Genomic DNA, 21,874 nt, shown 5'->3' with positions numbered 1-21,874 from the left:
GGCACCTCGGCATCGAGTTGCGCGATCTTGTGGCAACTGGATGCCGGGGGCGCCGTCAGGTCGATCGGGGAGGATGCCGGGGAACGGGGCCGTGTCGCACACGCGGGCTTCGCGAAACCGCGGGACGAGGCATCCGTCGCATCGCTGTGGGCGAACCGCGGGAGCGCCTCGGGGGCGATGTCGGGAGCGCCGAATACGTTGTCTGCATGCGGATCCTGCACACCTCGGACTGGCACATCGGGCGGTCGTTTCACGGCCACGCCACGCTCGATGCGCTCCGCGGTGTGCTCGCGGCGCTGACCGCTCAGGTGCGCGAGCACGAGGTCGACGTCGTGATCGTCGCGGGCGACGTGTTCGACTCGGCGACGCCGTCGGCCGAGTGCTACACGCTCCTCACCGATGCGCTTGCAGGGCTGTCGGATGCCGGGGCCCACCTCGTCGTCACGAGCGGCAATCACGACTCGGCGGCGCGCCTCGGCTTTCAGGCAGAGCTGCTGCGCGCGGGCATCCACGTCGTGACGCGTCCCGAGCAGGTCGGCACTCCGATCTCGATCGACGACGAGCACGGGTCGGTGCACTTCTACGGCATCCCCTACCTCGAGCCGGCGATCGTGCGCCGCCTGTGGCCCGAGGTCACGTCGCAGCAGAAGGCGCTCGGGCAGGCGATGTCGCTCATCCGCGCCGACCTCGCCGAGCGCGGCGGACGCTCGGTCGCGATCGCACACTGCTTCGTCGCGGGTGTCGAGCCCACGCCGCACCTCGAGCGCGAGATCCGCCAGGGAAGCCTCGACCTCGTGCCCCTCGCGGTGCTCGACGGGCCTGATTACGTCGCGCTCGGCCACATCCACGGGCGCCAGCGGCTCAGCGACCGCGTGCGCTACGCCGGCGCGCCCCTGCACTACAGCTTCGGCGAGGCCGATAAGCCGCGCGGCTCCTGGCTCGTCGAGCTGGATGGCGAAGGCTACGCCTCGGCGCAGTGGCTCGATCTTCCCGTGCCCCGCCGGCTCACGACGCTTCGCGCGCCGCTCGACGAGCTGCTGACCGACGAGCGCTTCGGTGAGTTCGCCGACGCGTGGGTGTGCGCGCAGTACACCGACGCGACGCCGCAGCTCGATACGATGCGCCGGCTGCAGGCGCGGTTCCCGCACTGCGCGACGGTCATCCACACGCCCGAGGGGGTGCCGGCGCACGATGGGCGCACGTATGCGGGCCGCGTGCGCGAGGCGCGCAGCGAGGTCGAGCTGTTCGACGCCTTCCTCACGCATGTGCGCGCGGGCGAAGGGGCGACGGATGCCGAGATCGGCGTCATCCGCGAGCTCATCGGCGAACATGTCCTCGCCGAGGCATCCGCATGAAGCTGCATCGTCTCGAGCTCGAGGGCTTCGGTCCGTTCCGCGATCGCCAGACCGTTGACTTCGACGCGTTCGCCGACGACGGCATCTTCCTCATCGCCGGCCGCACGGGCGCGGGCAAGTCGAGTGTGCTCGACGGCGTGTGCTTCGCGCTCTACGGCTCGGTGCCGCGGTACGAGGGCAGTGATCGGCGGCTGCGGAGCGACCATTGCGCGCCAGAGGATCCGACATCCGTCGCCCTGGAGTTCAGCGCCGCAGGCGCCCGGTGGCGCCTCACGCGGTCGCCCGAGTACGAGCGGCCGAAGCTCCGCGGCACGGGCATGACGACCGAGCCCCACCGCGCCGAGCTGCTGCAGTGGGTCGACGAGCGCTGGATCGGCCGCGCCGCGCGCCCCGTCGACGTCGCGCACGAGATCGACGAGCTGCTGGGGCTCAACCAGCAGCAGTTCCTGCAGGTGATCCTGCTCGCGCAGAACCGGTTCGCGGAGTTTCTGCTCGCCCGCAGCGACGATCGCCAGAAGCTCCTGCGCCGCCTGTTCGGCACCCGCACGTACGAGGACTACCAGGGCGCGCTGGATCAGCGGCGAAAGGATGCCGAGGCCGCCGTCGCGGCGAGCGACGAGCTCGTCGAGTTGCTGCTGGGCGAGGCCGAGCGCGTGCTCGTCGAGCAGGGGTTCGACGGGGCTGTCGGGTCCGGCACGGCAGGGGTGTTCTCGGCCGACGGGTCGGGCGTGGGTGGCGGGTCGCGGCACGATCTCGCGGCCGACGGCTCGGCGCAGGGGCTCGCGGCCGGCGGATCGACGCCGGACCGGCTCGAAGCCGTGAACCGCGGCCTGCAGCGCGTGGACTACCGCATCGAGACGCTGACCCGCGAGGTCGAGGCGGCCGACGCGGCACATCGCGAGGCGCAGACGGCGTTCGCCGCGGCAAAGGAACTGCGCGAAGGGCAGGAGCGCCGGGCCCGGTCGCGCAGCGCGCTGGCCCGGCTCGAAGAAGACGCGGTCGCCGTCGCCGCCGACCGTGCCGAGCTCGACCGGGCGCAGGCCGCCGAGGCCCTCCGCGCGCCGATCGAAGGGGCTGCTCGGGCAGCCGAGGCGCTGGCCGTCGCGGTTCGGGCCGAAGAGAGAGCACGCGAGGCGTGGGTCGCTCTCGATCCGGAGGCGGTGACGGATGCCGCGGCCCTCCGTCAGCGCATCGCCGACCTGACGGGCGATCTCGCCGTGTGGGCGAAGGCGGCCGAGACCGAGCGCCTCCTCGCCGAGCTCGACGCGTCGCTCGCCCGCGATGCTGCCGCCGTCGAGGAGCAGTCGCGGCTCATCGCCGAGCTCGACGCCACGCGCGCGCAGCTTCCCGCCGCGCTCGAAGCGCTCGATGCCCTTCTCGGGCCGGCGCGCGACGCCGCGGCCGGGCTGGCGCCCGCGCGCGAGAAGCTCGACGAGATCGAGCGGCGCCTCGGGGCCGCACGCGAGGCCGAGAAGTTCGCCGACCGGCTGCGCGTCGCCGACATCGCTCACTTGAAGGCCGTGGAGGCGCACGACCGTGCGCGCTCGGCGGTGACGCAGCTCCTCCGCCGACGACTGGCGGGCCACGCGGCCGAGCTCGCCGCCGAGCTGGTCGACGGCGAGGCATGCGCCGTCTGCGGCGCGACGGAGCACCCGCATCCGGCCGCGCCCTCGGACGACCCCGTCACCGAGGAGATGTTCGCGGTCGCCGAGCGCGCCCGCGACCGCGCGGCAGCCGACGAGGTCGAGGCGACCGACGCGGCCCGCGTCGCGCGCGAGGCGCACGCCGCCGCCAGCGCCCGCGCCGGCGGGGGATCGGTCGACCTGCTCACGGCAGAGCGCGACGGAGCTGCCGCTGCGGTCGATGCCGCGGAGCAGGCAGTGTCCACACGCGATCGCCTCCTCGCCGAGCACGCCGACCTCATCGCGATGGATGCGGCAGCGGGTGCCGAGCGCGAGGCGCTTTCGGGGGCACTCGCCGCGACGCGCGAGGCCGTCGCGGCCAAGACCGCCGACGCCGAGACTGCGCGCGCGACGGTCGTCGCCGCGCGCGGCGAGTTCGGATCGGTCGCCGAGCGGATCGCGGCCGCGACCCGTCTCCGCGATGCCGCGAGCCGCCTCGCCGACGCCCTCGACCGTACGGCGACGGCGCGGGTGCAGGATGCCGAGGCGCGAGCCGACCGCGATGCGCGGGTCGCGGCATCCGTCTTCGCCGATGACGCCTCGAGCGTGGAGGCCGCCGTCGCGGCGCTTCGCGACGCGGCGACGCGCACGAGGCTCGACGAGCGCATCCGCACGCACGAGGCCGCGCTCCGCGCCGAGCGGGATCGGCTGCGGGAGCTCGAGCTCGAGCTCGCGGGCGTCCCCGACGAACTCGTCGACGTCGAGCTCGCCGCCACGGCCCTCGAGTCCGCGCGGACGCGGTGGTCGGAGGCCGCGCATACGATGCTGCGCACCGAGCAGATCGCCGAGCGCGTGCGCGAGCTGGTTCGCAGGGTGGATGCCGCGCAGGCCGGAGTATCGGAGCTGGCAGCCGAGGCATCCGTCGTCGCCCGCCTCGCGAACACGGTCGCCGGTCGTCCGCCCAACACGCTGCGGATGACGCTCGAGGCGTTCGTGCTCGCGGCCGAGCTCGAGGAGATCGTCGAGGCGGCGAACCTCCGGCTGTCGGAGATGTCGGCCGGGCGCTACCTGCTGCACCACACCGACGCGCGCGCGGCGCGCAATGCGGCCTCGGGGCTGGGGATCGAGATCTTCGATTCCTTCACCGGGATGCCGAGGCCGGCGCAGTCACTGTCGGGCGGCGAGACGTTCCTGGCCTCGCTCGCGCTCGCGCTCGGGCTCGCCGAGGTGGTGACGGCGCGCGCCGGCGGCGTGCGCCTCGACACGCTCTTCATCGACGAGGGTTTCGGCTCACTCGACGCCGACACCCTCGAACTCGCGATGCGCACGCTGGATGAGCTCCGTCAGGGCGGCCGGACCGTGGGTGTCATCAGTCACGTCGAGGCGATGAAGGAGCAGCTCCCGGCGCAGCTCGTCGTCGAGGCGACGCCGCGGGGTCCGAGCGTCGTGCGGGCACAGGCCGGGGTGCCGGCCGCGCTGAGCTGAGGCATCCGTCGCCTTCTGGGGACATGTGCGCGAGTGCGTCTGGTGCTCGCGGTCCGGCCGCTTCGGGATTGGGCGGCGCGGCGGCGCGGTGCGATTGTGCGTGAGGGCCGTTGTGAGGCGGGAACGGGCGGGTATAGGTTGTGCGCCAGATCGATCCGCCGGACCGGTCGGCCCGAAACGCCGGTGCCGAGGACGACTCGAAGACGAGTGGCCCGCCCCGCCGACTTGAGTTGTCCTGGGGGACTCTATGCGCGTATCCAAGGCCGGGCGTCGCGCCCTCGCCGCATTCGTCGCCGGCGCAGTGATCGCCGGCTCGCTCTTCGCCGGAACGGCGGCTTCGGCCGCACCGCCACTGCCCGCCCGTATGGCGGCTCTCGGAGACTCGATCACGCAGGCCGCGATGACGTGTTCGTCGTTGCTCTCGTGTCCCGCGAACAGCTGGTCGACGGGGACGACCACGTCGGTCGTCTCGCACGCCGCACGACTGCGCGCCGCCGGAGCGACGGCGCTCGTGACCTACAACGATGCGGTCAGCGGAGCGGCGTCGTCGGCGCTCGCTTCGCAGGCGCAGAAGGCCGTGTCGCAGGGTGCGCAGTACGTGACGCTCGAGGTCGGCGCGAACGACGCGTGCACCAAGACGGTCGCGGGCATGACTCCGACGGCGAGCTTCAAGACCAATGTGCAAGCGGGGCTCGCCGCGCTCGCGGCGAGTGCGAATCAGCCCGAGATCTTCGTGGCGTCGATCCCGAACCTGCAGCGGATGTACGACCTCAGCAAGAACAGCGCGTCCGCGCGGCTCGCGTGGAGCCTCCTCAAGGTCTGCCAGTCGATGCTCGCCAACCCGACGAGCACCAAGCCGGCCGACGTCGACCGGCGAAACGCCGTGCAGCAGCGAGTCAACGAGTTCAACGCGGCGCTCGCCGAGGCCTGCGCCGCGACGGCGAAGTGCCGCTTCGACAACTACGCCGTGGCGAACTTCGCGTTCACGAGCGCGCACATCTCGACGCGGGACTACTTCCACCCGTCGCTCGCGGGCCAGGCGGCGCTCGCCGCGATCACCTGGCCGACGACGCAGTGGGCGTCGTAGGCCGAGCCCGCTCGGGTTGAGGTTCGGGGAGGCGTCGCCCGTGGGGGGCGGCGTCGCTCGCGAGGGAGGCGTCGCTCGTGAGGGAGGCGTCGGCTCCTCGTCTCGCTTCGCTCGCTCGGGGATCGGGGACGGCCGGGCCGAGGCATCCGTCCGCTTCTCTCGCTTCGCTCGCCCGGGGGCCGGGGTAGTGTGCGCGATATTGGGGACGCGTGTGGCGGGTATCGCGGCGTTGTAGCGATCAGAAGCGTCCCCGAAGTGGCCGGGACGCGGGGAGGCGACCCCGGGCAACAGGCCGGGTCAGGGGCGGAGGCGGAGGGGGCGCACCAGCACGCGGCGCTCGTCGCGCAACCAGCGGTCGCCGGTCGCGCGCAGCTCGGCGCGGGTCGCGAAGCGGTAGCGGTACGAGACCACGCGGATCGCGCGCGGGGGCTCGCCGTGGAGCGGATCCTCGGCGAGGAGGCGGAGGGTCGCGGCATCCGCTTCGAGAAGCTTCACCAGGAAGGCGGTGAACCAGTCCTCGAGCGAGCGCCCGAGCGGCAGGAACCACATGAGCCAGTCGAGCCGCAGGTGGTACGGCGCCCACTGCCGCGGGATGCGGCGCACATCGCCGGGCTTGCCCTTGAAGCCGTACTCGCGCCAGTCGGTCTCGCCCGGATCCTCCGCCGCCGTCCCCTCGATGACGTACTCGATGCGGCGCTTGGTCACCGTGCCGAACGCGCCGTAGGCGTTGGCGAGCTGCCACCGGTTGAAGCTCGCGTTCATGAGCTGCCGCCGAGCCGCCAGGTTGCGCGCGGCCGGCCAGCTGATCACGACGTAGAGCACGAAGACGGCGGCGGTGGCGACGACCCAGTACAACGGCATCCCGTTCACGAGCCACGGCAGGTCGCTCGGCGGGCGCTGCGATCCCGCACCGATCCCCGGGACCCCGAAGCCCGAGAATGCCAGCACGATCGTCGCCCAGTTCAGCCACGCGAAGTTGCCGGTGAGGACGAGCCACGTCTGAGTCGCGATGACGACGGATGCCGCGATCGCGCCGACGATCGCCGGCACCGGCCCGGGCACGACGAGCCCCAGGAGCGGGGCGAACAGGAACCAGGGCACGACGAGCTGCGAGAAGTGATTGCCGACGACCTCGCTCTTGTGGAACCAGCGGGGGAGCAGGTGGGCCTGACGACTGAGCGGTCCCGGCATGGGCTGCGTCTCGTGGTGGTACATGAGGGCGGTGAGGTCGCGCCACTCCCGCCCGCCGCGGATCTTGATCATGCCCGCGCCGAACTCCAGGCGGAACAGCAGCCACCAGAAGAGCACGATCACCAGGACCGGCGGCGGCTGGTCGTCCGACCCGAGGAACGCGGCGAGGAATCCGGCCTCGAGCAGCAGCATCTCCCAGCCGAAGCCGTAGAAGGTCTGGCCGATCGACGAGATCGACATGTACCCGATCCACAGCGCGAGGAAGCACAGCATCGGCACCCACGGCGGGGCGAGTTGCGGGAGCCCGATCACGAGCGCCACGCCGACGACCATTCCGACCGTGCACAGGGCGACGAGGCGGCGATCGGTATAGGTGATGCGACGGAAGAGGGTGGGACGCAGCATCCGTCCCCTCGTTTTCGAGCCCTGCGCCCAGGCGAGCAGTTCCGGCGCGGGAAGAAGCCCGCGCTCGCCGAGCAGCGCGGGGAACTGGTTCAGCGACGAGAGGAAGGCGACGACGTACAGCGCTGCGACGCCCCGCTGGAGCACCTGGCGGGCGAACTCGAAGTCGACTGCGGCGAATCCGTCCACGGCTCACCCGCGCCCGTATCGACTCGTGCAGAAGCCGGCCATGGCGGCAGTCTTCCACCGGGCGACGGATGCCGCGACAGGGGTCGCCGATGGCGCCGAGGCGGGTCGCGCTAAGCCCTGAGCAACCCCGGCGATCCTCGTGCGGTCGGCGTGTCGATGCGACAGGATGAAGGTGCGGCTCGCTCCCCGCAGGAAGAGGTCTCACGATGGAATCCGTGCTGCTCGACACCCCCTCCGGCATCGGAGCCCGCCTCGGCTGGGACCCGAAGCTCCCCGAGCACGACCGCAAGCGCATCCTGGCCCGGCAGCTCGTCGCGGCGCACATGGGCATCGACGAGAGGGCCGTGCGCATCGAGCGCGAAGCGCCGGCGCAGTTCGGCTTCCACACGCAGCTCTTCGCCGAGGTCGAGGGCAAGGAGGTGCCGCTCGTGATCCGCACGGCGAGCTTCCGCGCGGCGACGGTCGCCGCGATCGCCGATCCGGAGCTCAAGCTCGGCCTCGACCTGCGGGACTCGCACCCCGACGACGCCACGCTCGCCGAGATGAAGCGCCACTCGCACCTCTTCGACGGCGGCGACACCCCGTCGCTGCTGACGCACTGGACCAGGGTGCAGGCCGTGCGCGAGGCCGACGGTCGCGGCGTTCGGGTCAAGCCCGACTACGTGCGGCTCGACCTCTCGCGTAACAAGGGGTGGATCCCCGACCGGCCGGTGCACTACTCGCTGCTCGACCTCTCGCGCGACGGCTGGATCATCACGCTCGCGTACGAGAACGAGGCCTGACCCGGCGGCTCACCCGGGCCTGTCGGCAGGCCGCGGAGGCGACGGATGCCGCGGCCCCCGTCGTGCGGGCGGCTGAGCCGCACCCGGGCCTCGACGCCGGAGGCGACGGATGCCTCGCCCTGCCGCTCAGCCCTTCGAGGCGAACTGCGGCAGGGCCGCGTCCAGCTCCGCGAGCCAGGCGTTCGCGTTGCCGTCGGACGGCGCGCGCCAGTCGCCGCGCGGGGAGAGCGACCCGATGGGAGAGACCTTGGGCCCGTTGGGCACGGCCGATCGCTTGAACTGCGCGAACGCGAAGTAGCGCTGCAGGAAGACCTTCAGCCACTTCACGATCGTCGGCAGGTCGTACGCGTACCGGTCTTCGTCGGGGAAGCCGGGGGGCCACGCCCCGGCATCCTGATCCCGCCACGTCCGCTCGGCGACGAACGCGATCTTGGAGGGCCGCATGCCGTAGCGGAGGATCCACGCCAGCGTGAAGTCGTGCAGCGCGTACGGGCCGATGCGGTCTTCGGTCGACTGCATCTTGCCGTCCTGACCGGCCGGCACGAGCTCGGGGCTGATCTCGGTGTCGAGCACCGACTGCAGCACCTCGCGCGCGCGATCGCTGAGGTCGGTCGAGCCGCCCTCGTGCCCTTCCTGGGCGACGACCCAGCGGATCACGTGCTGGATCAGCGTCTTGGGTACGCCGGCGTTGACGGCGTAGTGGCTCATGTGGTCGCCGACCCCGTAGGTCGCCCAGCCGAGGGCGAGCTCCGACAGGTCGGACGTGCCGATCACCATGCCGCCGTTCTGGTTGGCGAGGCGGAAGAGGTAGTCGGTGCGCAGGCCCGCCTGCACGTTCTCGAACGTGATGTCGTGCACCGGCTCGCCGTCGGCGAAGGGGTGCCCGATGCGCTCGAGCATCTCGGTCGCCGCAGGGCGGATGTCGACCGTCTCGATCGACGCGCCGACCGACTCGGCGAGGGCGATCGCATTGGACTTCGTGTGCTCGCTGGTCGCGAAGCCGGGCATCGTGTACGCGAGGATCTCGCTGCGCGGCCGGCCCATGCGGTCCATCGCGCGCGCGATGACCAGGAGCGCGTGCGTCGAGTCGAGGCCACCGCTCACGCCGAGGACGGGCTTGGGATTGCCGATCGCCGTCATGCGCTGCATGAGCCCCGAGACCTGGATGTTGAAGGCCTCGTAGCAGTCCAGCGCGAGGCGCTCGGGGTCGTCGGGCACGAACGGGAAGCGGTCGAGCGGCCGCCGCAGGCCGATGTCGGCCGCCGGCGGGTCGAGCTGGAAGTGCACCGTGCGGAAGTACGGCTCGCGCGTGCGGCGATTGTCGTCGAACGAGCCCTGGCGCAGGCGATCCTGGCGCAGGCGGTCGAGGTCGACGTCGGCGACGCTGTGCCGCGCCCCGTCGGCGAAGCGCTCGGTCTCGTCGAGGAGGACGCCGCCCTCGTAGATCATCGTCTGGCCGTCCCACGAGACGTCGTTGGTCGACTCGCCCATGCCCGCGGCGGCGTACGCGTAGGCCGCGAGACAGCGCAGCGACTGCGACTGGCACAGCGTCTTGCGATCCTCGGCGCGCGCGATCGTGATGGGGCTGCCCGAGAGGTTGAGCAGCACCGTCGCGCCGGCGAGGGCCGCGGACGACGACGGCGGGATCGGCACCCAGACGTCCTCGCACACCTCGGCGTGCACCACGAGCCCGGGCACGTCGAGCGCTTCGAACAGCAGGTCGGGGCCGAACGGCGCCTCGAGCTCGCCGACGCGGATGTCTTCGCCGGCCTGGTCGTCGCCCGGCGCGAACCAGCGCCGCTCGTAGAACTCGCGATAGTTCGGCAGGTACGACTTCGGGGCGACGCCGAGCAGCTCGCCGCGGTGGATCACGGCGGCGCAGTTGAAGAGGCGGTTGCGGTGGCGCAGCGGCGCGCCCACGACGATCACGGGAAGAAGATCGACGGATGCCTCGACCAGCCGCTCGATGGCCGCGACGACGCCGTCGAGCACGGCATCCTGCATCAAGAGGTCTTCGATCGAGTAGCCCGACAGGCACAGCTCGGGGAAGACGGCGACGGCGACGCCTTCGTCGGCGAGCTCGCGGACGCTCTGCAGCACCGCCTCGCCGTTGGCCGCGGGGTCGGCGATCGTGAGCGGGATCGTTCCGGCGGCGATGCGCGCGAAGCCGTGGCGGTAGGCGCTCTCGAAGGGGAGGCTCATGCCCCCAGTCTGGCAGGACCGGCGGGTCGGGCGCCGGGGTTGACGCGCCGCGGGGTGCTGCGGGGCGGGAGGGGTGGGGGGCGGGAGGGTGCCGGGGCGGGAGGGGTGCGGGGGTCACGGAGGGAGGAGATCGCGCGGAGGGAGGACGGGCGGAGGCCGGATCGTCCTTCCTTCGCGCGATCTCCTACCCTCGTGACGGCCGGGCGGGCGCGGGCGGAGAGCGGGCGGGCGCGGCCGGGAGGGGCGCGGAGCCGGTCGGGCGGTGTCGGTGGCCGCGGATAGGGTCGAGGCGAAAGGCGGACATGCGATACATCGAAGACGAAGGCCGGATCGTCTGGAGCGCGAGCGACCTCAAAGCCGCGGCCGAGTGCGAGTTCGCGTGGCTCCGCGCGATCGACGCGAAGCTCGGGCGGGTCGCGGCGGTCGAAGAGCCCGAAGACGCGACGCTCGTGCGCGCGGGGCTGCTCGGCGGCGAGCACGAGCGCCGCATGCTGGCCGAGTACCGCGCCCGCTACGGCGACCGCGTCGTCGAGATCCCCGAGACGAGGTCGACGGATGCCGAGGCCCTCGCCCGCGCCGTCGAGCTGACGAACGCGGCACTGGCCTCCGACGCCGTCGTCGTGTACCAGGCCGCCTTCGCGACGTCCGAGTTCGTCGGCTTCGCCGACTTCCTCCTGCGCGAAGACGACCCCGACGGCCGCCCGACCGGACCCTGGATCGTCCAAGACACCAAGCTCGCGCGGCGCGCCCGCGTCACGGCGCTCATGCAGCTCGCGGCCTACGTCGTGCAGCTCGACCGGCTCGGCGTCCCGCGGTCCGACCGTGTCGAGCTGCTGCTCGGCGACGGCACGACGAGCGTGCACGAGGCATCCGATCTGCTCCCCGTCTTCGGGCTGCGCCGTGATCGGCTGCGTGCCCTCATCGACGACCGGCGGCTCGATCTCGGCGCCGAGGGGCTCCCGATCGCGTGGGGCGACGAGCGCGGCGAGCTCGGGGTCGTCGCGTGCGGGCGATGCGCGACGTGCGACGCCGAGGTCGTGACGCACCGCGACCTGCTGCTCGTCGCGGGCATGCGGCCCGTGCAGCGCGACAGGCTGCGCGCGACGGGCATCGCGACGATCGACGCGCTCGCCGAGGCGTCGACGGCGCCCGCCCACATGAGTCCCGACACGTTCGCCATGCTCCGTACGCAGGCGCGCCTGCAGCTTGCGAGCCCGGCCGGTCTCGGCATCCCGCCCCTCATCCCGCCTGTCGTGCACCCGCAGCCCGTCCCCGCCGTCGAGCCGATCCCCGGACTGCAGTCGGTGGCCGAACTCGCCGAGGCGCCGACGGCGACCCTCGTCGCCGAGCCGCCCGCGCCGATTCCGACGTACGAGGTCGTGCACCCGAAGGCGCTCGGCGCTCTGCCGCGGCCCGACCGCGGCGACCTCTTCTTCGACTTCGAGGGCGACCCGCTCTACACCGAGACGCCGGCACCCGGCGAGCCGGTGCACTGGGGGATCGACTACCTCTTCGGCTTCGTCGATCTCGACGAGCAGTACTCCGCGATCTGGGCGCACTCGTTCGCGCAGGAGCGCGAGGCGCTCGAGCGATTCATCGACCTCGTGAACCTCCGCCGGATGCAGCATCCCGCCATGCACATCTACCACTACGCGCCGTACGAGCCGACGCACCTCCTCTCGATGGCGGCCCGGCACGGCACCCGCGAGGCCGACGTCGACCGGCTGCTGCGCGACGGTGTCTTCGTCGACCTGTATCCGATCGTGCGGCGCGCGCTGCGCGTCGGGTCTCGCTCATACTCGATCAAGAAGCTCGAGCCGCTCTACATGGGCGACGAGGTGCGAACGAGCGACGTACAGAAGGGCGACGACTCGATCGTCAAGTACGTGCAGGCTCGCGTGCTCGGCGACGAAGGGGCGGATGCCGAGGCCCGCGCCATCTTCGACGACCTGGCCGACTACAACCGCTACGACTGCGTCTCGACGCGGCGCCTGCGCGACTGGCTCGTCGATCACGCCCGCGAGGCCGGGCTGCGCCCCTCGCCCGATGCGGAGCCGGGTGAGACGGCGTACGAGCCGTCGGTGCGCGCGATGTCGCTGTCGGGGCTCGCCGCGCGCCTGCCGGAGGACTCCGCCACGGCGCGCTCGCTGCGCCTGGGCGCCGCGGCGATCGACTACTACCCCCGCGAGGCGAAGACCTTCTGGGCGACCCACTTCCTGCGGCTGCGCGAGCCCGTCTCGGTGTGGGAAGACGCACGAGACGTCGTGATCCTCGACTCCGCGCGCTGCCGCATCATGGAGGACTGGCATCGCGGCGAAGGGCAGCGCACCGACCGGCGCGTGCTCGAGCTGCGCGGAGAGGTCGCGCCCGGCACGAAGCTCAGCGAGGGCTCCAATCCCTTCGCGCTGTACGACCTGCCGGCGCCCTTCCCCTTCGAGCCGTCGCCGCGGTGGATCCACGCCGACCGCCGCGTAACGGTCGTCGAGGTTCTCGACGACGGCGCGATCGTCGAGGAGAGCGCGGCCGACGGCCTCACGTGGTCGGAGCTTCCGATCGCCCTCACACCCCAGGCCCCGCCGCGTGCGGGCAATCAACAGGCCGCGATCGATGCGTGGGCCGACACCGTGATCGCCGCCGCGCCCGACCTGCCGGCAGACCCCGCGACCGACATCCTGCGCCGCCGCCCGCCGCGCACGCTGTCGGGCACGCTCGCGCCTTCGCACGGCCACCATGTCGAGGCGATCACCCGATCGATCCTCGATCTCGACCGCAGCTACCTCGCCGTGCAGGGGCCTCCCGGCACGGGCAAGACCTACGTCGGTTCGCACGTGATCGCGGGACTCGTGCGTGACCACGGTTTCAAGGTCGGTGTCGTCGCGCAGTCGCATGCCGTCGTCGAGAATATGCTCGACCGGATCGTGGCGACGGGCCTCGCGCCCCAGCAGGTGGCGAAGGCGCCGAAGGATGCCTCGGCCACGGGCACCTCGTTCACGCCGATCCCGAAGAACGGCGTCGCCTCGTGGGTCGCCGAGCAGAGCGGCGGCTTCGTCCTGGGCGGCACCGCGTGGGACTTCAGCCACGAGGGTCGGGTGCCACGCGGGAGTCTCGACCTCCTCGTCGTCGACGAGGCCGGGCAGTTCTCGCTCGCTTCGACGATCGCCGTCTCGCTCACCGCGCCGCGCCTGCTCCTCCTCGGCGACCCGCAGCAGCTGCCGCAGGTGAGCCAGGGCACCCACCCCGAGCCCGTCGACACGTCGGCGCTCGGCTGGGTCATGGACGGCGCAGACGTCGTACCGCCCGAGTACGGCTACTTCCTGGGCCTCACGTGGCGCATGCATCCCGCGGTCGCCGAGCCCGTCTCGCGCCTGTCGTACCGTGGCGAGCTGGCTTCGCACCCTTCCGCCGCGCTGCGCTCGCTCGCCGACGTGACGCCGGGTGTGCATGCCGTGCCCGTCCGCCACCACGGCAACGCCACGCAGTCGCCGCAGGAGGCCGAGACGGTCGTCGCGCTCGTCCGCGATCTGCTCGGCAGGCAGTGGACGGATGCCGCGACCGACGATGACGGCAACGCCGCCCGGCTGCCGGCGAGGCCGCTCGTCGAGAGCGACATCATCGTCGTCACGCCCTACAACGCGCAGCAGGTCGAGGTGGAGGAGGCGCTCGCCGAGGCGGGCTTCGGGAATGTCCCCGTCGGCACCGTCGACCGCTTCCAGGGCCAGGAGGCGGTCGTCGCGATCCTGTCGCTCGCGGCGTCGTCGGGCCGGGATGCGCCGCGGGGGCTGGAGTTCCTGCTGCTGCGCAATCGCCTCAACGTCGCGATCTCGCGCGCGAAGTACGCGGCCTATCTCGTCTACGCCCCGGGACTGCTCGACGACCTGCCGCGCACGCCCGAGGGAGTGGCCCGCCTCAGCGGTTTCGCGAGGCTCGTCGCGGAGTCGGAGAGATAACCAAACGCTTCTCGGATGTCAAGCCCCAAGAACTTTCCGCTGGTGCCGTTAACCTTGCAGAGCGTCTTCACGACGCAGGTGCGGTACCCGTTCGGCGAGGGGCGGGTGCCGCACCACTTCTCTTTGCGCACAGCGCTTCGCTCCCCGGGCAGACCGGGTCGAGCCGCCTTCGCAGCGCGTCGCCGCCTTGCGCGGAGAGCGCATCGGCGCGCGCCGCGCAGTTCAGACTGCGGCGTTCGGATCAGACCGTGCCGTAGAGCCGGTCGCCCGCGTCGCCGAGTCCGGGCACGATGTAGCCCTTCTCGTTGAGCCGCTCGTCGACGGCGCCGAGCACGAGCGTGACGTCGCGCCCGGCGACCTGACGTTCGATCGCCGCCACGCCCTCCGGGGCGCCCAGCAGGCAGATCGCGGTGACATCCTGCGCGCCGCGGCGGAAGAGGAAGTCGATCGCCGCACCGAGTGAGCCGCCGGTCGCGAGCATCGGGTCGAGCACGAAGCACTGCCGGTCGCTGAGGTCGTCGGGAAGGCGCTCCGCGTACGTCGAGGGCTCGAGCGTCTCCTCGTTGCGCACCATGCCGAGAAAGCCGACCTCGGCGGTCGGCAGAAGCTTCACCATGCCCTCGAGCATGCCGAGCCCCGCGCGCAGGATCGGCACGACGAGCGGCCGCGGCTCGCCGATCTTGACGCCCATCGTCCGTGTGACCGGCGTCTCGATCTCGATCGGCTCCACCCGCACGTTGCGGGTCGCCTCGTAGGCGAGCAGCGTGACGAGCTCTTCGGTCAGCTGCCGGAAGACCGGCGAGGTGGTGCGCGCATCGCGCAGCACCGTGAGCTTGTGGGTGATGAGGGGATGGTCGGCGACGTGCAGGCGCATACGCTCAGGGTACTGGGCCGTAGTCTCGGACTGTGCTTCCGGACCCCACCGATCTCGCCGCGATGGACCGCGCGCTCGCGCTCGCGGCCGCGGCGGGGGAACGGGGCGACGTGCCGGTGGGCGCCGTGGTGACGGATGCCTCGGGCGCCATCGTCGCCGAGGGGCACAATCTGCGCGAGGTCACGGGCGACCCGACGGCGCACGCCGAGGTCGTCGCCCTCCGCGAGGCCGCGGCCGCGCTCGGCTCATGGAACCTCTCGGGTTGCACGCTCGTCGTCACGCTCGAGCCCTGCCTCATGTGCGCGGGGGCGCTGCTGCAGGCGCGCGTCTCGCGGCTCGTCTTCGGCGCGTGGGACGAGAAGGCGGGCGCCGCAGGCTCGGTCTATGACGTCGTGCGCGATCGGCGGCTGCCCTCCCGCGCGGAGGTCGTGGCGGGCGTGCGCGAGGAGGAGGCATCCGCTCTCCTGCGCACGTTCTTCGACCCGCTCCGCTGACGACCCGGCCCCGTTGACGATTCGCGCACGCCTGAACCGCCCGGGGCCGCCGACGACAGCGTCAGTTCAGCGCGGCAGCTTCGGCAGCACCTCGGCGCCGAGGTACTCGACGTGCGCGACGTCCTGCAGATCGAGCAGCTGGAAGTACACGCGCTGGATGCCGAGCTCGGCGTATCGCTCGACGCGCTCGGCGATCTCGTCACCGTCTCCGATGATGTTGATGCCGTCGCGCACTTCGTCGACCGATCGCCCCATCTTCGCGGTGCGGCGCCCGATGGCCTCGTCGTCCGGTCCCGCGAACGTCGACATCGCGAGCGAGAAGGTCAGGGTCTCGGGATCACGCCCCACGCGCTCGCACGCGGCGCGGAGGTTGCCCAGGCGCTGTGGGATCTCTTCGAGTGCGGGGAAGCCGAGGTTGTACTCGGTCGCGAAGCGCGCGGCGAGCTCGGGCGTGCGGCGGGGACCGGCGCCGCCCACGATCACCGGGATGCGCTTCTGCACCGGTTTGGGCAGGGCGGGGGAGTCCTCGAGCCGGTAGTGATGGCCCTCGAACGAGAAGGAGTCGCCGGCCGGCGTCTGCCACAACCCCGTCACGACCTCGAGCTGCTCCTCGAGCAGGTCGAATCGCTTGCGCGGGAACGGGATGCCGTAGGCCCGGTGCTCCTGCTCCATCCAGCCGGCGCCGAGGCCCAGCTCGACCCGCCCGTTCGACATCTCGTCGACCTGCGCGACCTGCACGGCGAGGATGCCCGGATGCCGGAAGGTCACCGACGAGACCAGCGTGCCGAGGCGGATGCGCGACGTCTCGCGCGCGAGACCCGCGAGCGTCGTCCACGCGTCGGTCGGGCCGGGAAGCTGCTGCGCTCGGCCGGGACGGAGGTAATGGTCGGACCGGAAGAACCCGTCGAAGCCCAGCCGCTCGGCCGTCTGCGCGAAGGCGAGCTGGTCGCCGTACGACGCGCCGAGCTGCGGCTCGACGAAGACGCAGTACTCCATGTCGCGGGCCTCAGTCCTCGGACTTGAGCACGATCTGCTCGGTCGGGGTTGCTGTCGACGGCTGGCGCACGATGTCGGGCTCGAGGTAGATCACGCGCGCGGCCGGAACGGCCGCGCGGATGCGCACCTCGATCGCGTCGATGTCGGCGGCGACCTCGCCCAGTGCGCGGTCGGACGGGAAGGCGAGCTTCGCGGCGACCATGAGCTCGTCGGGGCCGAGGTAGAGGGTCTTGATGTGGATGAGGCTGTCGATTTCGGAGCCGCCCTTGATGGCCGCGACGATCTTGGCGAAGTCGCCCCGCGTCGCGCCCTCGCCGACGAGGAGGCTCTTGGTCTCGATGCCGAGCACGATCGCGACGAGCACGAGCAGCGTGCCGATCATGAGCGTGCCGATGGCGTCGAAGATCGAGTTGCCGGTGATCGCCGTAAGGCCCACGCCGAACAGCGCGAACACCAGACCCGTGAGGGCCGCGACATCCTCCAGCAGCACGACGGGCAGCTCGGGCGCCTTCGCGTGACGCACGAACTGCACCCACGACTGGCCCTTCGCGCGCGAGTGGTTGCTCTCGCCGACGGCGGTGCGCAACGAGAACGACTCGAGGGCGATCGCGATGACGAGCACCGCGATCGGCACCCAGACGTTCTCGAGCTCGTGCGGATGGGTCAGCTTCTCGACGCCCTCGTAGATCGAGAACAGACCGCCGACCGAGAACAGGATGATCGAGACGACGAACGCGTACACGTACCGCTCGCGTCCGTAGCCGAAGGGATGCTCCGCATCGGCCTTGCGCTTGGCCTTGCGCCCGCCGAGCATGAGCAGCAGCTGGTTGCCGGAATCGGCGACCGAGTGGATCGCCTCGGCGAGCATCGACGACGACCCCGAGATCAGCCACGCGACGAACTTCGCCACCGCGATGCCCAAGTTCGCGAGGAACGCCGCCAGGATCGCCTTGCCGCCACCGGAAGCACTCATGCGGACGAGTCTACGGATGCCGCGGCATCCGTTCGGGTGTTGACAATCGCCGTGGGGGCTGCGGCTTGCTCTCCGGCGTCACCGCGCGCACGCGCGCGGGCCGGACTCAGTCGGCCGAGCGGATGATGATCGCCTCCGTCGGCGGAGCGGGGTCGGCGGAGGGGCCGACGTAGCCGATGATCCGCAGGAGCTCGTGACGGAACTCGGCGGGGCGCTCGAGGTGCGCCGTGTGGCCGACACCGTCGAGTGCGATCTCGGTGACCTCGCCGCCGCGCGCGGCGTATTCGCCGAGCACGTCGCGCGTCTGCGACACCATCTCCTGTGCCGGCGCGATGTCGGCGCCGGGCCACCCCGGGACGATGCCCAGTGCGCCGAGGTGGTTGTAGTCGTAGAACGAGCCGTCCGACACGATCGCGTCGTCGTTGCCGTGGATCCACAGCACCGGCGGCTTCGGGTCCAGGTCGACGATGCCCGAGGTGTCGAAGTACTTCGGCGCCATCGTGTTGAGCACGCCCACCCTTCCCGGAGCGAAGCCCGGCCAGTTCTCGCTCGGCACCGAGTCGCCCGGGTAGTTGCCCGTCGCGGTCGAGGTCGAGTTGATCGACTCGACCCAGACGTCTTCGTGCTCGCTCGTGTAGCCGGCGGCGACGTATCCGGACCGGAAGACGTTGCGGGGTGAGGTGGGCGCTTCGTCCGAGGTGTCGTTCGCGGTCAGGCGTTCGACGAAGTCGGGGTTGGCTGCACCGCCGCCCGTGCCGGCGTCGTCGTCGGTGAGGCGGCTGCCGTCGCGGCGCGTGCCGCCGAACCCGTACGGCGAGACGGGCGACTGCAGCGTGAGGCTCAGGACGGGGTGCTCGAGGGCGTACTGCATGACGACGCCGCCGCCCATCGACCAGCCGACGAAGTGGGCGGTGGGCAGGGCGAGCGCCTCCATCGTCGCGGCGACGTCATCGCTGAAGTCGCGCACGCCTCGGGTCGCGTCGATGGGCGAGTGCTCGGTGCCGCCGTAGCCGCGCAGGTCTATCGCGATGACCCGGAGATCGTGCGGGAGGTCTTGCATGACCTCTTGCCAGAACAGCGACGACGAGCCGTTCCCGTGAATGAACACGACGGTGCGCTCGGGCGGGGTCGCGGCGTCGTCGCCTTCTCGCTCGAGGATGTTGACGGTCAGTCGAGGGGTGTCGATGAGTCGCGCCGTGATGCCGTCGAAGAGGGTCATGAAGAGCGTCCTTCGGTCGCCGGGGGAGCACCGCCGCTCCCGTCTGCCTCGACTATAAACCCCGTGCCGGACGGGGTGACCGCGCCCTCGGGTGGGCCCGCGGGAGGCGCGATGGGAGGCCGTGTCGGACCGTGCGGAACGCCCGGTAAATAGGATGGCGGCATGCCCGAATCCCTCCCCTCCATCGCGATCCTCGGCGCCGGCTCGATGGGCGGCGCGGTCCTGCGTGGCCTCGCCCGCTCGGGTCTTGCCACCTCCGGACTCACCGCCACGAACCGCTCGGCCGCGAAGGCCTCCGCGCTCGACGACCTCGACGGCGTCACCTCGATCGCCCTCGAAGACCAGCCCTCCGGGAATGCGGATGCCGCGGCCACGGCCGACATCGTGCTCGTCGGCGTGAAGCCGGCCATGGTCCCCGACCTGCTGCGCGAGATCGCTCCGCGCGTGCGCCCGGGCACCGTCGTCGTGAGCCTCGCGGCAGGCGTGACGATCGCGACCTTCGAGTCGATCCTCGGCGCCGGCATTCCCGTGCTGCGCTCGATGCCCAACACGCCCGCCCTCGTCGGGCGAGCCGTCACGGGGCTCGCGGGGGGCACCGAGGCGACCGCCGAGCACGCCGCGCTCGTGCGACGCCTGTTCGAGACGGTCGGCACCGTCATCGAGGTGCCGGAGGACAAGATCGACGCGCTCTCGACGATCTCGGGCTCGGGTCCCGCGTACGTCTACCTGCTCATCGAGGAGCTCACCGAGGCCGCCGTCGGCAAGGGGTTCCCCGAAGATCAGGCGCGGCTCATGGCCGAGCAGACCTTCATCGGCGCGGCGGCGCTGCTCGAGGCATCCGGAGAGGATCCTGCCGAGCTGCGCCGCCAGGTGACGAGCCCCAAGGGGACGACCGAGCGCGCCGTCGCGGTGCTGCAGGGCGCGCACCTCGCGGGCCTGTTCGCCGAGGCGACGGATGCCGCGCTCGCCCGCGCGAAGGAGCTCGCCGCGGGGGCCTGACCCGCGGACGCGACGCCGACCCCGCAGACGCGACGCCGACCCCGCAGACATGACGCGGCGGCCCGAACCCCCTTCGGGGTCCGGCCCGCCGCTCGGTCGTGCAGGGCTCAGCGGAACTTGCGACGGTAGATCACCATCGAGACCACGTAGCCGATGAGGAGGATACCGACGCACCACGCGAGGGCGATCCAGATGTCGCTGCTCGCGGGCCGGCCCGCCAGCAGATCCCGCAGCGCATCGACGATCGACGTGACCGGCTGGTACTCCGCGAAGAACCGCACCGGCCCCGGCATCGTCTCGGTCGGGACGAACGCCGAGCTGATGAACGGGAGGAAGATCAGCGGGTAGGCGAAGGCCCCCGCGCCGTCCATCGTCTTGGCCGAGAGTCCCGCGATGACGGCGAGCCAGGTCAGGGCGAGCGTGAAGAGGGTGAGGATCCCCGCCACCGCGAGCCACTGCAGCACGTTCGCGCCGGAGCGGAACCCCATGAGCAGCGCCACGGCGATCACGACGACGACCGACGTGAGGTTGGCGACGACGGACGTGAGGACGTGCGACCACAGCACCGCCGAGCGGGCGATGGGCATCGACTGGAACCGCTCGAAGATGCCGCCCTGCAGGTCGGTGAACAGGCGCGCCGACGTGTAGGCGACGCCCGAGGCGACCGTGATGAGGAGGATGCCGGGCAGCAGGTAGTCCACGTAGGGCACCGAGCCGGTGTCGATCGCGCCGCCGAACACGAACACGAACAGCAGCATGATCGCGACCGGCGTGATCGCCGTCGTGATGATCGTGTCGAGGCTGCGGGTGATGTGGCGCAGCGACCGGCCCGTGAGGACCGCCGTGTCGCCGATGACATGCGTGGTCATGGGGGTCACCTGCTCTCTGTCTCGGGGTCGCCCGCGGAGGCGCCCGCGCTGGTGTGGTCGGCGCCGACGATCGAGAGGAAGACCTCCTCGAGCGTCGGCTGCTTCTCGACGTACTCGACCTGGGCCGGCGGCAGCAGCTGCTTGAGCTCGGCGAGGGTGCCGTCGACGATGATGCGCCCCTCGTGCAGGATCGCGATGCGATCGGCGAGCTGCTCGGCCTCGTCGAGGTACTGGGTCGTCAGGAGCACCGTCGTGCCGTTCGCGGCGAGGTCTCGCACGGCGGCCCACACTTCGAGGCGCGCCTGCGGGTCGAGGCCCGTCGTCGGCTCGTCGAGGAAGATCACGGCGGGGCTGCCGATGAGGCTCATCGCGATGTCGAGGCGGCGCCGCATGCCGCCGGAGTACGTCGCGACCCGGCGGGACGCGGCATCCGTCAGCGAGAAGCGCTCGAGCAGGGCGTCGGCCACCGCTCCCGGATCGTCGAGGTGACGGAGCCTGGCGACGAGCAGGAGGTTCTCTCGGCCGCTCAGCACGTCGTCGACCGCGGCGAACTGGCCCGTGAGGCTGATCGCCTCGCGGACGTCGTCGCCCCGCGTCGCGACGTCGAGGCCCATGACGCTCGCGTGACCGCCATCGGCCTTCAGGAGCGTCGCGAGGATGCGCACGAGCGTCGTCTTGCCGGCGCCGTTCGAGCCGAGGAGGGCGAAGATGGTGCCGCGCGCGACGTTGAAGTCGACGCCGCGGAGCACCCGGAGGTCTTTGTAGGCCTTCTCGATGCCGCGGACGCTCACGGCGGGGGTGGCGAGGGTCGTGGTGCTCATTGCCGCTCTTCTCCTTCTGCGTCGTGGATCGCCTTCGTGAGGCGGGCGCGCTCCTTGTCGATCCACTGGGTGCCGCCGTAGGACTGGGCGAAGGTCTCGGCGAAGTCGACGGGGTCGGATCCGACGATGTCGGCGACGCGGGTGCCGTCGGCGGCCGCGCGCTCCCACAGTTCGACGAGGCCTTCCAGCATCCGCACGAGGTCGTCGCCGTCGGTGATGCCGCCGTAGTACATGAAGTACCGGTGCATCGCCTTCGCGGCGGTGCCGTAGGGCTCGGGCAGCGCGTCGAGCCGCGCCTTGAGCTGCTTGTACTGCTTCTTCTGCTCGAGCGAGCCGGTGAGGGCTTCGATCCACTTCGCGGCCATGG

16 protein-coding genes are annotated in these 21,874 nt (G+C 71.6%); 7 read left to right on the top strand and 9 right to left on the bottom strand.

Annotated features, from left to right (window positions below):
* The first annotated feature begins 206 nt into the window (after window positions 1–206).
* The 3 genes from ACSBPH_RS07010 to ACSBPH_RS07000 all read left to right on the top strand — a co-directional run bounded on the left by ACSBPH_RS07010 (window position 207) and on the right by ACSBPH_RS07000 (window position 5,549).
* Window positions 207–1,355 carry an exonuclease SbcCD subunit D gene (locus ACSBPH_RS07010; RefSeq protein ID WP_442576867.1) on the top strand — a complete coding sequence of 383 codons (1,149 nt, stop codon included), beginning with the start codon at window positions 207–209 and terminating at the stop codon, window positions 1,353–1,355.
* On the top strand, window positions 1,352–4,462 hold the full coding sequence (locus tag ACSBPH_RS07005; protein ID WP_442576866.1) for an AAA family ATPase: 3,111 nt from the start codon (window positions 1,352–1,354) through the stop codon (window positions 4,460–4,462). Before ACSBPH_RS07010 ends, ACSBPH_RS07005 begins: the two co-directional genes overlap by 4 nt.
* Window positions 4,463–4,709: 247 nt before the next feature.
* On the top strand, window positions 4,710–5,549 hold the full coding sequence (locus ACSBPH_RS07000) for a GDSL-type esterase/lipase family protein (RefSeq protein WP_442576865.1): 840 nt from the start codon (window positions 4,710–4,712) through the stop codon (window positions 5,547–5,549).
* Between the two features lie 297 nt (window positions 5,550–5,846).
* Here ACSBPH_RS07000 and ACSBPH_RS06995 read toward each other — a convergent pair whose 3' ends face one another.
* Window positions 5,847–7,331, bottom strand: coding sequence for a lipase maturation factor family protein (locus ACSBPH_RS06995; protein WP_442576864.1), 1,485 nt, complete (start codon window positions 7,329–7,331; stop codon window positions 5,847–5,849).
* 206 nt (window positions 7,332–7,537) lie between these two features.
* Here ACSBPH_RS06995 and ACSBPH_RS06990 point away from each other — a divergent pair, with 206 nt between their 5' ends.
* On the top strand, window positions 7,538–8,113 hold the full coding sequence (locus ACSBPH_RS06990; protein WP_442576863.1) for a hypothetical protein: 576 nt from the start codon (window positions 7,538–7,540) through the stop codon (window positions 8,111–8,113).
* 126 nt (window positions 8,114–8,239) lie between these two features.
* Here ACSBPH_RS06990 and ACSBPH_RS06985 read toward each other — a convergent pair whose 3' ends face one another.
* Complete coding sequence (locus ACSBPH_RS06985) at window positions 8,240–10,315, bottom strand: NAD(+) synthase (RefSeq protein ID WP_442576862.1); 2,076 nt, start codon at window positions 10,313–10,315, stop codon at window positions 8,240–8,242.
* 302 nt (window positions 10,316–10,617) lie between these two features.
* Here ACSBPH_RS06985 and ACSBPH_RS06980 point away from each other — a divergent pair, with 302 nt between their 5' ends.
* Window positions 10,618–14,262 (top strand): TM0106 family RecB-like putative nuclease, encoded by a 3,645-nt coding sequence (locus ACSBPH_RS06980; RefSeq protein ID WP_442576861.1) that lies wholly within the window; start codon window positions 10,618–10,620, stop codon window positions 14,260–14,262.
* A 241-nt stretch (window positions 14,263–14,503) separates the two neighbouring features.
* On the opposite strand, the gene upp is transcribed toward ACSBPH_RS06980, so the two are convergent.
* Window positions 14,504–15,136 (bottom strand): uracil phosphoribosyltransferase, encoded by a 633-nt coding sequence (upp, locus tag ACSBPH_RS06975; RefSeq protein ID WP_442576860.1) that lies wholly within the window; start codon window positions 15,134–15,136, stop codon window positions 14,504–14,506.
* Between the two features lie 62 nt (window positions 15,137–15,198).
* Between upp and ACSBPH_RS06970 the strand changes: the two genes are divergently transcribed.
* Window positions 15,199–15,630 (top strand): nucleoside deaminase, encoded by a 432-nt coding sequence (locus tag ACSBPH_RS06970; RefSeq protein ID WP_442577260.1) that lies wholly within the window; start codon window positions 15,199–15,201, stop codon window positions 15,628–15,630.
* 66 nt (window positions 15,631–15,696) lie between these two features.
* Here ACSBPH_RS06970 and ACSBPH_RS06965 read toward each other — a convergent pair whose 3' ends face one another.
* The 3 genes from ACSBPH_RS06965 to ACSBPH_RS06955 form a co-directional block, all read right to left on the bottom strand.
* On the bottom strand, window positions 15,697–16,626 hold the full coding sequence (locus tag ACSBPH_RS06965) for an LLM class F420-dependent oxidoreductase (RefSeq protein WP_442576859.1): 930 nt from the start codon (window positions 16,624–16,626) through the stop codon (window positions 15,697–15,699).
* A 10-nt stretch (window positions 16,627–16,636) separates the two neighbouring features.
* On the bottom strand, window positions 16,637–17,599 hold the full coding sequence (locus tag ACSBPH_RS06960) for a cation diffusion facilitator family transporter (RefSeq protein ID WP_442576858.1): 963 nt from the start codon (window positions 17,597–17,599) through the stop codon (window positions 16,637–16,639).
* A gap of 106 nt (window positions 17,600–17,705) precedes the next feature.
* Complete coding sequence (locus tag ACSBPH_RS06955; protein ID WP_442576857.1) at window positions 17,706–18,818, bottom strand: alpha/beta hydrolase; 1,113 nt, start codon at window positions 18,816–18,818, stop codon at window positions 17,706–17,708.
* Window positions 18,819–18,980: 162 nt separating this feature from the next.
* Between ACSBPH_RS06955 and proC the strand changes: the two genes are divergently transcribed.
* The gene (gene proC, locus ACSBPH_RS06950; RefSeq protein ID WP_442576856.1) at window positions 18,981–19,817 is read left to right on the top strand and encodes a pyrroline-5-carboxylate reductase; all 837 of its coding nucleotides are present in this window, start codon (window positions 18,981–18,983) and stop codon (window positions 19,815–19,817) included.
* 107 nt (window positions 19,818–19,924) lie between these two features.
* Here proC and ACSBPH_RS06945 read toward each other — a convergent pair whose 3' ends face one another.
* Genes ACSBPH_RS06945 through ACSBPH_RS06935 form a run of 3 tightly spaced genes read right to left on the bottom strand, consistent with a single transcriptional unit; the run spans window position 19,925 to window position 21,872 of the window.
* The gene (locus ACSBPH_RS06945) at window positions 19,925–20,686 is read right to left on the bottom strand and encodes an ABC transporter permease (RefSeq protein ID WP_442576855.1); all 762 of its coding nucleotides are present in this window, start codon (window positions 20,684–20,686) and stop codon (window positions 19,925–19,927) included.
* 5 nt (window positions 20,687–20,691) lie between these two features.
* Entirely contained in the window at window positions 20,692–21,507 is an 816-nt protein-coding gene (locus ACSBPH_RS06940; protein WP_442576854.1) for an ABC transporter ATP-binding protein, read from the bottom strand.
* Window positions 21,504–21,872, bottom strand: a complete 369-nt coding sequence (locus tag ACSBPH_RS06935; protein ID WP_442576853.1) for a DUF1048 domain-containing protein — start codon at window positions 21,870–21,872, stop codon at window positions 21,504–21,506. The genes ACSBPH_RS06940 and ACSBPH_RS06935 overlap by 4 nt, the downstream gene beginning before the upstream one ends.
* Window positions 21,873–21,874 lie beyond the last annotated feature (2 nt).

Source organism: Microbacterium sp. F51-2R (assembly GCF_052180235.1).
Taxonomy (GTDB): domain Bacteria; phylum Actinomycetota; class Actinomycetes; order Actinomycetales; family Microbacteriaceae; genus Microbacterium.
The sequence above is the reverse complement of the archived record's forward strand: the minus strand, read 5'-3'. Positions and strand labels throughout refer to the sequence as shown.